This window comes from Aeromonas allosaccharophila, assembly GCF_016026615.1.
GTDB lineage: Bacteria > Pseudomonadota > Gammaproteobacteria > Enterobacterales > Aeromonadaceae > Aeromonas > Aeromonas allosaccharophila.
This window is the reverse complement of sequence record NZ_CP065745.1, coordinates 4,031,594-4,045,220: the sequence shown is the minus strand read 5'-3', so window position 1 is coordinate 4,045,220 and position 13,627 is coordinate 4,031,594. Positions and strand designations below refer to the sequence as shown.

The window sequence follows — 13,627 nt, the reverse complement described above, 5'->3', positions numbered from 1 at the left end:
GCCAGACAACATGCCGGGCGTCTCGTCAATCAAACTCCCCGTAGGGTGTCAGGGGCTGTGGCGGCATATCGAGATCCCCCCGCCACGGCTTGAAGGTGTAGCGCAAAAACAGGGTGGCATGGCTGGGGGCATAGTCATCCGCCTGCTGGATATCAACTCGACCGCCGATGCGCCAGTGATCGGTCAACCGGTGCTCGACCATCGCGTTGAGGGTATAACCCATGCCACTGCTGCCGCCACCGGCCACGGTAGCATCCTGATCCGGCAAACCATCGGGCAACAGGCCGGGCAGAGGATAGCGGCGACTCGCGTCGCTGTGAGAGCGGGACCAGGCGAGCGTCCCGCCCAGATCCCATGACCAGTCGCCACTGCGCTGGCTGAATCGCACTGGCACACCGAACGAGAGATAACGCTCCGGACTGTAATATCCGCCACGCCCCAGGGTGTAACCGCTCAAATCCTGTTCATGGTACCAGGCCATGACCCGCCCCCCTATGGTCACCCGTCGGTTGGCCTCGTTAATTAGCTTGTAGTTGCTGCCCCCCATCAGGCGGGTACGCCAGTTATCCGGCACATTCTCGCCCGTCAGCAGGTGTTGTTGCAGGCTGCCCCAGTGACCCAGCGCGCCGCCCCGATCGTGACTCAGATTGAGGCGCACGCCGTTAGCCCGGATCCCCCCCCAACGGATGCCGGTCGCAGGATCCACCGCCCCGCCATAGGAGAGCAGCGAGCTGTTCAACGGCCGCCGCGACAGGGTGGCACGCCAGCCAACCTCATGCCACTTGCCGCGCACAGTCGCCCCGCCAACCCAGTCCACCACCTCGAATCCCAGCGGCGTAGTGCCGAGATCCGCCTGCCACTGCTCCCCTTTCCAACCAACAGCCAGGGTGTGACCCGTCGCCTGTTGTGACTCGTTGCCCCAACAATCGCGCGAACTGCAGGTACCAAAAATGGCGCGATAAGGAGAATCAGGGAAGGATCCTGCATCCATCGCCACCCGTTCGATACGGCCAAACAGAGAACCTCCGGCCAAAGGGGTATCCAGCTGCAGCATCTGGGTCAGGGCGTTCAGATCCGAGGTTCCCTCCGATCCCTTGCTCCCCCAGTAGTCACTGTCAAACGACACCGAGGTTTGGCTCTGTCGATAGTGGCGGTCGAGGTCACGGCGCACGCTGCCGACCAGCCAGTCATCCTGATCCCGACTGAGCGCCCGGGCAGTCAGTGCCGCATCATCCAGCGGCTCAGCGGGTGCCAGTCCTGCGGCGGTGAGCGCCTTGCGATCCAGCTCCAGCGCGCCCTGCGTATCACCAGTGGCAAAACGCTGGCGAGCCGCATCACGCCAGAACAGCGCACTCTCGCGGGAAGGGGTGCCAGCGGCCACTGCGGGGGCATAAGCGGTGAAGATTTCGCGGGCAACCTCGGGCTCACCCACTTGCTGATAGAGATTGGCGACCCGGCGGTAATGGTTGAAATCATCGCCGACCGGAGCGCGGGGCGACCAGACAGGCAGCCAGTGACGGCTCCCGGCCTTGTCTTCCTGCGCAATAGCCAGTTCCGCCATGCCAAGGCGAGCCCCCTGATGATCCTCGTCTCTGCTCAGGATCTCACGATAGTAGTGTTCGGCCTGCGACCTGTCACCGCGACCGGCAGCCCAGCCAGCCAGCGTCAGCGCCACCGAATCATCCGGCAGCAGGGGGATCAGCAGATGCTCGGCCGCCGCCACCTCCCCATGGTCATGGCGTGCTCTGGCCTCTGCCATCAGCTCCCGCCTTGCCAAGCGGCTATCGAGTTGTACCATCTGGCTGCTCCTGCGTTGGGGGGGCACCTCGGCCAGCACCCTGCGGGCACGGGATAGCGCCCCCTGCCCGGAGAGATAGAGCGCAGTGGCATAGCGCAAATCACTATCTTGTGGATTGGCTGCCAGCGCACTCTGCAACAACACGCTGGCGGCAGTGGTATCGCTGGCCGCCGCCATGGCGACAGCAGTGCGATAACGCCGCCACGGATCCTCCGGTGTCAATGCCAGTGCGGCATGGCGTTTGTTCAATGCCTGTGCCCGATAGCCGGATTGCTCCAGCGCCGCAGCATCCCGCTCCAGCAGATCGGCCCTGAGGCGAGCTCCCTGTTGTTGCAATGCCGCAGACCCCCCCGGGGAGAGCAGCGCCAGCGCCCGCTCAGGATCCTGATCCCGATAGAGCGCAAACAGCCGCAGCCGTGCACGTTCATTCTTGGGGGCTATGTTCAGAGCCCGCAGATAGGCTTGCTCGGCGGCACCGTGCTGGTGACGCGCCAATTCGCAATCCCCCAGCCCCAACCAGGCTTCCGGCCTGTTGCCATCCAGCCCGATCACTTGCCGATAGAGCGTGCTGGCCTGCTCCCACTGCTGGCTGGCCTGCGCCTGTTTTGCCCGTTCGAGGATCAGCCAGTAACGATTGCTCTCCCACTGCCGTTCCCAGCGACCTCGCTGGGGGAGATCGTGGTGGCGCAACAACCGTTCAAACAGGCGGTTGGCCTGCTCGCGCTGATGTTGGCGTGCATAGGCCAACCCGAGCGCCCCCATCACTTCGGGATCCTCCGGATAGCGCGTGTGCAGTCGCTGCAACTCAACCAGGGGGGCGCGCTGGTCTGCCGCTCGCGCCAAAGTGGCCTGACGCTGGCGAAATGCGGGAGAGGCCCAGAGCGCCTCCTGCTGCGCCAGCAGGGTCTGGGCTTCGTCACTGTGGCTGTCGGTCGCAAAGGTGACGATAAACTGCTGCAAGGATGCCAGACTGGCGGGGCCAACCGGCATGCGGCGAATATCCGCCAGCCAGATCCTGGCCGCGCTGTCGCGCGTCGCATGACTGGCCGCCATCTTGAGCAGCAGAGCCATCCCCTCGTCACGAGGGCCGGATGAGAGCAGACGATGAGCCAGGGTGGCACGCAATCTGGCATGCCCCGGATAACGCTGCTCCAGCGCCCGCATCATGACCAGCGCCTCGCTACGACGAGCCGGGATCTGGTCATTGAGCACCGCATATTCCACCGCCAGCTCAAGGTTGGGCGCCTCATTCCCGCCAAACAGAGCGTGATAGCGTGCCAGAGCCCCCTCAAGGTCTCCTTCATTAGCCAGCTGGCGAGCCTGCTGTAACCGGGCTCTCGACGCCGGCTCATTGATCCGCAGGTTCAGCATGCTCAAACGATAAAGGGAGGAGTCAGGGATCAGCTTGCCAAGCTGATTCAGCAGCGTCTCAGCCTCCTCCAGCTTGCCGCTGGCAAGAGCAAGCCTTGCCCGGGCGGCCAGCAACTCGGGATGTTGCGGCTCAATGAGGGAGAGTGAATAGAGTGAATTGCCGAGCAACTCTTCGTTATGGGTCACTTCACCCAGCCGGATCTGGGACAACAGCCACTCAACCGGTTCTACCACCTCCTTCGCCTGCGCGCTCCCCAGCAGGCTGACCAGCAGCCAGGTCAGGGTCAACGGGCGCGCTGGCATTCATCACTCCAGCGCGGCAACAGGGTACCATCGGCTGCGAAACGGAAGCGCCCCTGCGCCCAGCCATGACCAAACAGGGTCAGCACACTGGCGTAGTAGCCATCGCCCCGGATAAGCGGCTGCTGCGGCAGTTGCGCTGCCCCCGGCAACTCGCGGGCCAGAGGTCGCAATGCGGCAGCAAAGCCATGCTCACTACGGCTCAGCACCTCGCCGGTCCGGGTATCTACCCGTTCCGGCACGCCCTGCTCGGTCAGTGCAGCCAGCATGGGGTTGAAGTGACGCACCAGCGCCTCTCTGGCCGGATCATCCTCGCTCAGCATGCCTAGCCAGAGGTAGACCCGGATCCCGTCATAACTGCCTACGCTGCCTTTCGCTTCGCTCACCTGCCAACCAGACTCCTGCTGCCAGTCGATCCAGTCAGGGGCAAAACCATGGGGCGCGGTGGCGATCAGCAGCGCAGGCAACAGGGTGCGCATCTCCTGCCACGGCCCCTGCATGGCGGCAAAACGGGCCAGCAACTGCGGCGGCAGGTAGCTCGGGTTAAGGGTCCAGCGCCCCTCCCCGCTAAAGCCACGGGGAGCAGGCAACAGCACAGGGCCAAGGCCCGGCAGCCGGGCCACCTCTTCACGGGCAATGCGACGCAGCAGCATGGTGCCGATGGACTGGTAGCTATGGTTTTGCCAAAGCCGCCCCGCCTCCAGCAGGCTGTAGGCAATCCAGAGATCCGAATCGGCGGCGCTGTTGTCATCGAGTACACCGACGCTGCCATCACTGCGCGTCCCCCACTGCCAGGCCGGCAGGAAACCGGTCAGATCCCCTCTGGCGAGCTGCACCTCGGTCCACTGCAACAACTGCTCGAACGTTTCCCGATCATCGTTGACCAGCGCAAAGAACAGGCCGTAGCTCTGCCCCTCCGAGGTGGTGATGCGGCGGCCATCGGCAGGATCGATGACCCGCCCCTCCTCGCTGATGTAGTGATGCTTGAACTGCTCCCATTCGGGCCAGTCACAGCCCGCCCGGGCAGGCAGCAGCGAACAGGCCCACAACAGCAGGCAACCCCAGATACGCAAACTGCTTCTCATCTCTTACTCTTCCTTCAAACGACGACGGCTGATCCCGGCCAGCAGGACCCGCAGCCCCCAGCCAAGCAACAGCATGCAAACCACGGTCAGACCAACCAGCCGCAATGGATGGCGGGCAAACTGCTGCCAGATGCGCTCCCACCAGGGCAGGTAGCCCACCGTGTAGCGATCCCCCACTGCCAGGCTGCTCACCCCGGATGCCCGGATGATGGCTACCGACCCCGCCACCTGCGCCCGCAGCTCGTTCTGCTGCAACGTCTCATTGAGCAGCTTGGCACCAGCAGGGCCATCGGCCAGCATGGCCACCAGACTGCGCTGGGGGTGGACCGGGGATTGCAGCCCCACAATGGCGGCAATGGCGCGGTTGCCCGTCATACCGACCCGGCTCTCGGGCTGGCGATCGCTCGGGGTGCCCGCCAGATCCGGCCGGCGCTCGCGTCTTGGCTGGTTGACCCAGCTGCGGGTCGATACCAACAGGGCATCCGGTTTTGCATCGTGGCGAAATTCGGCGGGCAGCTCGCCGATCAGCAAGGTGTCGAGGTCCGCATCCCGCACCTGCAGCCAATCACTGGTCAGGGTCACCGCCAGCGCCGGATAACCGGTCTCGGCACCGATAGCCCCCAGGGTGTCTAGCAGGGTGGTTATCTGCTCTGGCGATGGATTGAGCGGCATCACTATCTGGGTTTGTGAGAGATCAGCCAGCCGACTGAAGGGGAAACCGGCGCCGGAGAAGGCTCGCAAATCCGGCATCTCGATAAAATGGCGATAGCCGGTGAAGTCGATGGTCGACTCGTCATCGATACGCACCAGATGGGGGGGCGGCAGGGTCAGATCGCAGCGCCCCTCCTCATCCCCGCCCATCATCTGGCGCGCATATTCGAACTTGAATCCCAGACTGTTGGCCTGACTGGTCTTGAGGCCGGGCATGGTCAGCGCCCGGGAGCCGTCATCCCCCGCCAGCCACAGCGGCAGAGTGAGCCATTGCTGGCCACGGGTTGCATCCGGCTCGAGGGGAAATGACTTCATGAACTGGCCATTGACCATCATGTCCAGCCGGGAGCCGTTGCGCTGGGTCGGCGTGCTGTAGTGATAATCGAGATTGAGTTTTACCCCTTGCGAGCCCGCCATATAGAGATCGGGGGGCAATCGCAGGGTCAGATTCATCGGCCAGGGGGCATAGCCAGAGGCTTGCAGCTGGGTCGGGTAGTCAAGCAACTCGGCAAAGCGCATCGGCCGATCCAGCCGCACCCAGTTTGGCGCGTCATAGGGGACTCTCGGCGCCAGCGGCGTGACAGCCTCAACCTGCACGCTCTGGCCGCGCATCAGCACATTGCCCTGAGCAATCCCCTTGCTGGCAGTGACCAGGTCCTGATCGTCCCGCCCCAGGATCAACAGCAATTTCACATAGGGGTTATCGGGGGCACTGATCATGTCGATGGTCGGCCCGCTGACCTCGGGGTAGTCGCGCAAGAACGCGGGACGCTGCCCATTGGTCGCGAAGATGATGCCATTGCGCTCCGGCACCTTGTCCAGCAGCACCGGAAAGTGTTGCCCCCGCCATTGAGCCTTGACCCCGAACCAGGAGGCGAGGATCGCCGCCGCCTGCTGCTGGACGAGGGAAACCTCACCGCTAAACACCATGGGCAGCACCAGCTTGCCCTCATCCCGGGTATCGAGGAAAGGCATGGGAAAGAAGGAGAGCTCGTTGCGCACCGGCAGGGTCTGCAACTGCAGCGTCAGTCGGGAGTCACGATTGATGTTGAGCCAGAGGGTATCGCTGGCCGGATTCTCGCATACCCGCTGATAGTGACCGATGAAGTTGAACTTCAGATTGTTGAAATCCTTGGCGTAACGGGGCTCCAGCTCGAAACGGGCCTGACTGCGCAGCCCCATCTGCTCCTTGGCAAATGCCGAGACCCCCATCAGCTCGTTATTGAAGTAGATCTTGAGCTGGGAGATTAGCGGCAACAAGGCGGGCGATGGGGTGAAGTCCACATCGACCTCCGCCTTTGTCACCACCTCGTCGCGCCGCACGGTGAAATCGGCCAGCCCATCCGGCAGGTTACCACGCAGGGAAAGGGTCCCGGGTGCGGCGGTCAACTGCTCGAGGGTCAGCGACAAGGTGCGCACAGGCGCCGGAACGGACGGCTGCGGCCCAATCTCTGGCGAACGCTCAGGCAGCCCGGTAGCGAGCGCCGCCGGGGCAGCCAGCAGAAGCGGAAGCATTAGGTGTTGTAGTTTCATTATCCTTTCACCGTCTGGGTCATCGATGTCGGCGACCGGCCTGCAGGCGCAACGCGACGTGGAACATAGGAGAGCAGCCAGCGGGCCAGGCGCTCGAACTGATTGCAAAGCGGGAGTAGCGGAGTGCCCCGGACAAGGCGCCCATAGGCCCCCCACCCGACCCGGGCAATATCGAGCAGACTGTGCAACGGGCGATCCTTACCCAATCCCTGTTGCCATAGCGACCAGGTATCCGCGCGGGCGAAGGTGCACTGGATAAAGGCGATATGTTGTGCCTTGTCCATCTCCTCCAGCGCCAACCCCACCCGATGCCCTGTCGCACGCCGCACCCGAGCGGCAAAGGCCGACTCCCGCAGACCATTGCGTAGCAACAACCAGACCCGCTCGTTCTCCCGTAGGGGGAGCTCTGCCGTCAGTTGCAGACCGACACCACCGTTGGAGTAATCCGTCAGAGTACAGGGGTAGATAAAGCCGCTGCCCAGCTTGATGGCGGCGCTCATGTTCATCTCCACTCTGGGGTTGCTGCGCACCTGCCTCGCCTCGAATGCCACCGCCAGCGCCCCGCCCAGAATGGTCAGGTTGTAGAGGGTCCACACCATGCTGAGCAGTACCGCGGGCACTTCGTCCGCCGGCCCGGCGAGCAGACGCCAAAGCCCGAATCCCAACCCGCAGAAGTTGAGCAACACCAGCACCAGATAGGGGCGTGACAATGTCAGATCGAGATAGCCCTGTTCGTTCAATCCCCCCTTGGCGGTGACATTGAACTTGCCCCTGTGGGGAGCAAACAGGGCGACCGTGGTGGGCCTGGCGATATACCAGGCCAGCACTGTCTCGTAGACCTCCCCCCAGAAGGAGTGACGCACCTTGCCCTGCAGTCGCGAGTTGGTGATGGCGCTGTGGAAAATGTGGGGCAGCATGTACAGGGCGATGGTCATGGCCGGGGCGTAGATGATGTAGGCATGCAGGATCAGGAAAGCGAGCGGCGCCGTCAGGAAGATCAGGCGCGGGATCCCGGAGAGGAAGTGCAGCATGGCGTTGAAGTAGCAGAGCCGCTGGCCCAGGCTTATCCCCTTGCCAAACAAGGGGTTGTCCAACCGCAAGATCTGCACCATGCCGCGCGCCCAGCGGATCCGCTGGCCGATGTGGGCCGACAGGCTCTCGGTCGCCAGGCCGGCTGCCTGGGGAATGTTGATATAGGCGGAGTGATAGCCCTTGCGGTGCAGTCGCAACGAGGTGTGAGCATCCTCGGTCACCGTCTCAACCGCGATGCCGCCAATCTCATCGAGGGCGCTGCGCTTGATCACCGCACAGGAGCCGCAGAAGAAGCTGGCATCCCAGATATCATTGCCATTTTGTACCAGACCGTAGAAGAGAGCCCCTTCGTTGGGCATTTTGCGAAATCTGCGCAAATTGCGCTCGAAGGGATCGGCCGAGAAGAAGTGATGGGGGGTTTGTACCAGCCCGAGAGCGGGATCTTTGAAAAACCACCCCACCGTCATCTGCAAGAAAGAGCGGGTCGGCAAGTGGTCGCAGTCAAAGATGGCCACCAGCTCGCTACTCGCCATCTGCAGGGCATGGTTGATATTGCCCGCCTTGGCATGCTCATGGGTGGGACGTGCCACATAGCGGATCCCGGCCTCTTCGGCAAACTGTCGGAACGCTTCTCTATCCCCGTCATCGAGCAGCCAGACGGTCAATTTCTCTTGCGGCCAGTCGAGCGCCAGAGCCGCATAGACGGATCCTTTGACGATGGAGAGATCCTCGTTGTAGGTCGGGATCATCAGATCCACCGTCGGCCAGCACGAACGATCGCTTGGCATAGGGGCCGGTTTGCGATGCAGCGGCCAGGCGGTCTGCCAGTAGCTCAGCAGTAACACCAGCCAGGCGTAGGTCTCCGCCAGCAACAGCAGCAAGCCGCAAAACAGGCTCACGGGATCGAACCAGTCGAGGGTCGAGGTGTAACGCCACCAGATGTAGCGGCAGGAGACGGTCACCGACAGCACGATCAGCATCAGCGCAGGGTAGCGACCCGGCACCACTCGCAGCAGCAGTGCGACAAGGGCCAGCAACAGCACAAAAAAGAGCTGGGCCTGCGGATCAAAAGGCTGGGTGATGCAGAGCAGCGAAAGCAAACCAGCAATGGTACCGAGTACCTTGCCCTGCCAGGTCAGGGTACGGGCCGTCAATGGAGCCTCATAGCGCCCTACCAGATTTCCCGTCGCCCGTTGCACTCGCAGCGAGAGCGTCTTGCGAGCCTCGCCAAACCTGACCCACCAGCGGGAGCGACCAGCGACCCGACTCCCCGCGTCTGCTCGCCAGCAAAGCAGCCAGAGTCCCTGCAACAACATACGAAGTGGATCACCGGCGCCGGGGCGCGTTCTCGCTGATGCAAATACCGAACGTTGAGCCAGCAGCCACTGCCAGTTGGCATTCTCAAGGGGGAAGAGCGCCCAGACCAGCAACCAGCAAGTGGTCAGGGTGAAGGCAGCCCAACGGGAGGCGTGGCGCAGGCGCAGCAGCCGGTAGCGGGTACGGATCCGCGTGCTGGCCTCGGGGGTCACCAACCAGAACAGACTCACTGTGCCAGCTCGCCCCGCAGGCACCAACTGGCAATTTCCGTCAGTTCATGGGCAATCATGCTCTCTGGCGCATAGGCCCCTGCCGGTTGCTTGGCCGCCAGTGCGCAGGCCATGACCTCATCCCGATGCAACCTGACGCTGAGGATCGGCAGTCCGGCCTGCAACCAGAGCTCCAGCAGATCCTGCTGCAGGGCACGGCGACTGCTGAACTGGGTCAACAACAGCCGCTCATTGGGGGCCAGCCGATGGCGATAAAGACGCACATGGCAATTGGCATCGGCATGGATCACCGTCAGTTGCAGACTCAGCCACGGCAGAGCGAGTCCGGGCGGCATATCCAGCAAGATCAGGTCATATCCCGACAACTGTTGCAGCCAGTCGAGGGAGGCCATCGCATCTGCACCACCGTGGGCCAGCAGATCGATATCGACGGTGCACTTCAGTACCGTGTCGTGCCACTGTAGGGAGGGGTCAGTCAGCTGGCTCCAGCCAGACTGCTCATCGTGGGGACGGCCAAGATGGAGCCCGAGCAGATTATCCTGACAGAGATCGACCACCAGCACCCGGGCCCCCTGCCGGGCAACAGCCCAGGCGAGACCGGCCACAATAGAGGTCGCCCCCACGCCACCGCGCAATCCCCGCACACCGATCACCCTCATTGGCCGCGACGCCTCATGTCACACTCGACCAACAGGGGATAGTGCTGGCGGATGGCGGCCAACTGCTCTTCCAGCAGGATATCCTGATAGCTCAGATGCAGGGCAAACTCCTGCTGCAAACGACCCACATCGCTCTGGCTCTCCGGCTTGCCCGTGCCGACAGCCAGCGGCGGATTGACCGTCAACATCCCCTGATTCATCGCTGATTGCTCCGTTAACGGGGATAGGGAACCCAGTCCCCTCTCCCCTGCTTGATGAAGTACTGCCCCTGATACTGGATGACGCTGGCCCCCTGGTTCTCAGAAACGGCCGGTGTCCGGGGCAAGTTATTGAACAGCCCGCCCCAGTCGATGGTGTCGCTGCCGAAGTAGTTGCCAGCCACGACTCTGGAGACCAGTTCCGAGATCACCAGCAGACTGCTGGGCTGATCGATGATCCGTGTGGGGGCATGCTCTGCACGAGCCCCCACCAAGCGGATACCGACCGGCACCCGGGTGATGGCGGGGCTGGGAATATCGCGCAAGCCGGGCATCTGCAGGCGATCACCGGAAAGGGCAGCGCCATGCTCCGGCACCATCACCACCATCACCTTGCGACCGGACTGCTCCAGCCTGGTGATGAACTCATCGAGTTGATCCATCAAGGCGCGCAACCGCGCCTTGAAGGGAGCAATCTGCCGGGAGCTGGCCCAGCGATTGCCATCGTGCAGGGTGGTGATGTTGAAATAGGCGACGTTGCGGCTGGAGGAACTCTCGACACGCCGCTGCAACCAGCGCGCCAGCAAGGCGTCGCTGTTGGGGATCTCCTCCCCGATAAAGGAGGTCACCTCAAAGGGCAGACCCTGTTTGTCCATGGGCTCGCTGCTGACCCCGGCGTAAGCCTTCAATGACTTGAGGTCGTTGCCATAGGTGCCCGAGTGATCCATCACAATCTCTTTTGCAAACCCGAGCCGGGCCAGATTATCCATCAGCAAACATTCCGCTTGGGGCGCCTGATAGAGATCGTGATGGCTGACCTGACCGCAGCTGGATCGCAGCAATCTGATGGCGGCAGGCCCGCTGTAAGAGGTCGACGAGTTGAAGCTTTTGAACAGGGCATCGAAGCGGCTCAACAGGGGATGATCGGTCAGGCCACTCGCCTCGATATCACTCCAGGAGAGGGAGCAGATTTGCAGCAACAGCACATCAAACGGTTCGGCACCAACTGGCAGGGATGATGCAAAGCTGACCCGCCGCTCCCGCTCCGACTGGTAGAAACGCTCAAGATAGGCATTGAGATTGTCGCTGGTCGGCGCAGCCCCCTGATCCGGCGCCTGACTGGCAGCAACCGGCATCGGGGATCCCGCCACTCCGTCCGGCACATTGGCTTGTGCTTGTACCTCAGGGAAGGGAGATTGCAACCCCAGCGAAGCAAGGTGGGGCGAGAGCGTCAGCCACAACAGGGAGAGCAGCATCCAGGGGGTGAAGCGAAGCCATCTGGCCAAAAACAGGTACCCCGTCAGCATGACAAAGGCGACCCCTACCATGTTCCAGTTGATGAAACGACCCAACAGCTCGAGGAAGTAATCGAAGGTGAACGAGAACACCATCTTGCCCTGCCCCATGATGCTCTCGATCCCCGGCAGCCAGGTGTCGTGATAGAGAAGCCCGAGCCCCACCGGCAGGGCAATGAATGCCCGAGCCCTTCGCACCAGCCGAGACGGAAGCGGAAAGAGCAAAAAAGCGGCAAAGACCAGATTGGCCAGCGGATGGAAATTGAGATATCCCCCCCACAACAGCGCCAGTTTGCCCAGAAAATAGAGGTTCCAGCCGCCCAGCCCGCGCCAGCCAGCACCGGAGGCAGAGAAAGAATCAGAAGGTGTATATTGCGTCATTGAAACCGGTTTACCTGCAGCCACCAAACCGGATCATTGCGACTTGGGCACAGTTCCTGATTGATCTTGGATTCACTTAGCCCTCAATCATACCATGAACTAAGTGAAATATCTTTTAGTATGGTTAATGAGCAGTTTTAGATTCCGTTTACAGTCAACCAAACAAACATATAAGTACGTCACTGTTACTAGAGATGCACGACATGCCGAATGGAACCTTGTACCAGTCACGTTGGTTTCAAAATATGCCGATACATCTACCCGCCAACAACAAATTCGGGACGCAACCACCAACGCGAACTGCTTGAGGCGTAATGGGGATTACGCCATGATGTCCAGCCCGGCTGACCGCCGGTTTTACTGGACAGTCAATTTCAAGGATCCCCCATGTTTGAACACGTCGATGCCTATGCTGGCGACCCCATCCTGACGCTAGTCGAGACCTTCCACAAAGACACCCGCGAGCAGAAGGTGAACTTGGGGATTGGCCTCTATTACGACGAGCAGGGGCGTATTCCGCTGCTGCCGTCGGTGCAGCAGGCCGAAGCCCAGCGTGCCGCCGCCCCAGCGCCGCGCCCCTACCAGCCGATGGAAGGTGCCGCCAACTACCGCACCGCGGTGCAGCACCTGCTGTTTGGTGCCGACCATGAAGCGGTCAAGGCGGGACGTATCGCCACCATCCAGACCATCGGCGGCTCGGGCGCGCTGAAGATTGGCGCCGATCTGCTCAAGCGCTACTTCCCGGCTTCCAAGGTGTGGGTCAGCAATCCCACCTGGGATAACCACAAGGCGATGTTCGAAGGCGCCGGCATCAAGGTGCACGACTACCCCTACTACGATGCGGCCACTGGCGGCGTGCAGTTCGATGCGATGATCGACTGCCTGAGCAGCCTGCCGGCCAAGAGCATCGTGCTGCTGCACCCCTGCTGCCACAACCCGACCGGGGTGGATCTCTCCCGCGCCCAGTGGGATCAGGTCATCACTCTGGTGGTCGAGAAGAACCTGATCCCCTTTATGGACATCGCCTATCAGGGCTTCGGTGACGGACTGGAAGAGGATGCCTACGCCATCCGCGCCATGGTGGCCGCCGGTGTCAGCTTCTTCGTCAGCAACTCGTTTTCCAAGAACCTCTCCTTCTACGGCGAGCGCTGTGGCGGCCTGTCGGTCATCTGCCAGGATGCCGAAGAGGCCAGCCGCGTACTGGGTCAGATGAAGGCCACCGTGCGCCGCAACTACTCCAGCCCCCCCACCCACGGTGGCCAGATCACCGCGGCGGTGATGAGCCAGCCCGAGCTGCACGCCCTGTGGGTCGGCGAGGTGACCGGGATGCGCACCCGCATCAAGGGGATGCGCGAGAAGCTGTTCGAGGTGCTGAGCGCCAAGGTGCCGGGCCGTGATTTCAGCTACTTCATCAACCAGCGCGGCATGTTCAGCTACACCGGCTTCACGCCGGAGCAGGTTGATCGCCTGCGCGAGGAGTTCGCCGTCTATCTGGTGCGCTCCGGCCGCATGTGCGTGGCGGGCCTCAACAGCCGCAACGTCGACTACGTGGCCGACGCCATGGCCGCGGTGCTCAAGGGCTAATCCGCTCCAGCCCCGCTCACGCGGGGCTTTTTGTCTGTTGCGTTCGCAGTCACCTCTCGAGGGGTCTGCTCACCTTCCCCCTGCTGTGAGAGAATGCCAGCGGGTAACGTTGAATCTTCCTGATTCCGAGCCTG

General features: G+C 62.3%; 8 protein-coding genes. 1 reads left to right on the top strand and 7 read right to left on the bottom strand.

Features of this window, described 5'->3' with window-relative positions:
* Positions 1-25 precede the first annotated feature (25 nt).
* From bcsC to bcsG, 7 genes are read right to left on the bottom strand one after another with little or no spacing between them, the layout of a single operon-like run.
* Entirely contained in the window at positions 26-3,472 is a 3,447-nt protein-coding gene (gene bcsC, locus I6G90_RS18535) for a cellulose synthase complex outer membrane protein BcsC (RefSeq protein ID WP_197928672.1), read from the bottom strand.
* The gene (gene bcsZ, locus I6G90_RS18530; protein WP_197928670.1) at positions 3,454-4,554 is read right to left on the bottom strand and encodes a cellulose synthase complex periplasmic endoglucanase BcsZ; all 1,101 of its coding nucleotides are present in this window, start codon (positions 4,552-4,554) and stop codon (positions 3,454-3,456) included. The genes bcsC and bcsZ overlap by 19 nt, the downstream gene beginning before the upstream one ends.
* Positions 4,555-4,557: 3 nt before the next feature.
* Entirely contained in the window at positions 4,558-6,780 is a 2,223-nt protein-coding gene (bcsB, locus tag I6G90_RS18525) for a cellulose biosynthesis cyclic di-GMP-binding regulatory protein BcsB (RefSeq protein ID WP_232254374.1), read from the bottom strand.
* A gap of 17 nt (positions 6,781-6,797) precedes the next feature.
* Positions 6,798-9,377 carry a UDP-forming cellulose synthase catalytic subunit gene (gene bcsA / locus I6G90_RS18520; protein WP_232254373.1) on the bottom strand — a complete coding sequence of 860 codons (2,580 nt, stop codon included), beginning with the start codon at positions 9,375-9,377 and terminating at the stop codon, positions 6,798-6,800.
* Positions 9,374-10,036 carry a cellulose biosynthesis protein BcsQ gene (gene bcsQ / locus I6G90_RS18515; RefSeq protein WP_197928666.1) on the bottom strand — a complete coding sequence of 221 codons (663 nt, stop codon included), beginning with the start codon at positions 10,034-10,036 and terminating at the stop codon, positions 9,374-9,376. Before bcsQ ends, bcsA begins: the two co-directional genes overlap by 4 nt.
* Positions 10,033-10,236, bottom strand: coding sequence for a cellulose biosynthesis BcsR family protein (locus tag I6G90_RS18510; protein ID WP_197928664.1), 204 nt, complete (start codon positions 10,234-10,236; stop codon positions 10,033-10,035). The genes bcsQ and I6G90_RS18510 overlap by 4 nt, the downstream gene beginning before the upstream one ends.
* A 14-nt stretch (positions 10,237-10,250) precedes the next feature.
* The gene (gene bcsG, locus I6G90_RS18505) at positions 10,251-11,909 is read right to left on the bottom strand and encodes a cellulose biosynthesis protein BcsG (protein ID WP_197928662.1); all 1,659 of its coding nucleotides are present in this window, start codon (positions 11,907-11,909) and stop codon (positions 10,251-10,253) included.
* Between the two features lie 387 nt (positions 11,910-12,296).
* Here bcsG and I6G90_RS18500 point away from each other — a divergent pair, with 387 nt between their 5' ends.
* Positions 12,297-13,493: an amino acid aminotransferase gene (locus I6G90_RS18500; RefSeq protein WP_197928660.1), complete on the top strand. Its 1,197-nt coding sequence runs from the start codon at positions 12,297-12,299 to the stop codon at positions 13,491-13,493.
* Positions 13,494-13,627: the final 134 nt, after the last annotated feature.

What these genes read in the sequence shown, in the direction of transcription:
- bcsC (WP_197928672.1), bottom strand. Translation starts at nt 3,472, where the DNA reads ATGCCAGCGCGCCCGTTGACCCTGACCTGGCTGCTGGTCAGCCTGCTG.
- bcsZ (WP_197928670.1), bottom strand. Translation starts at nt 4,554, where the DNA reads ATGAGAAGCAGTTTGCGTATCTGGGGTTGCCTGCTGTTGTGGGCCTGT.
- bcsB (WP_232254374.1), bottom strand. Translation starts at nt 6,780, where the DNA reads ATGCTTCCGCTTCTGCTGGCTGCCCCGGCGGCGCTCGCTACCGGGCTG.
- bcsQ (WP_197928666.1), bottom strand. Translation starts at nt 10,036, where the DNA reads ATGAGGGTGATCGGTGTGCGGGGATTGCGCGGTGGCGTGGGGGCGACC.
- I6G90_RS18510 (WP_197928664.1), bottom strand. Translation starts at nt 10,236, where the DNA reads ATGAATCAGGGGATGTTGACGGTCAATCCGCCGCTGGCTGTCGGCACG.
- bcsG (WP_197928662.1), bottom strand. Translation starts at nt 11,909, where the DNA reads ATGACGCAATATACACCTTCTGATTCTTTCTCTGCCTCCGGTGCTGGC.
- I6G90_RS18500 (WP_197928660.1), top strand. Translation starts at nt 12,297, where the DNA reads ATGTTTGAACACGTCGATGCCTATGCTGGCGACCCCATCCTGACGCTA.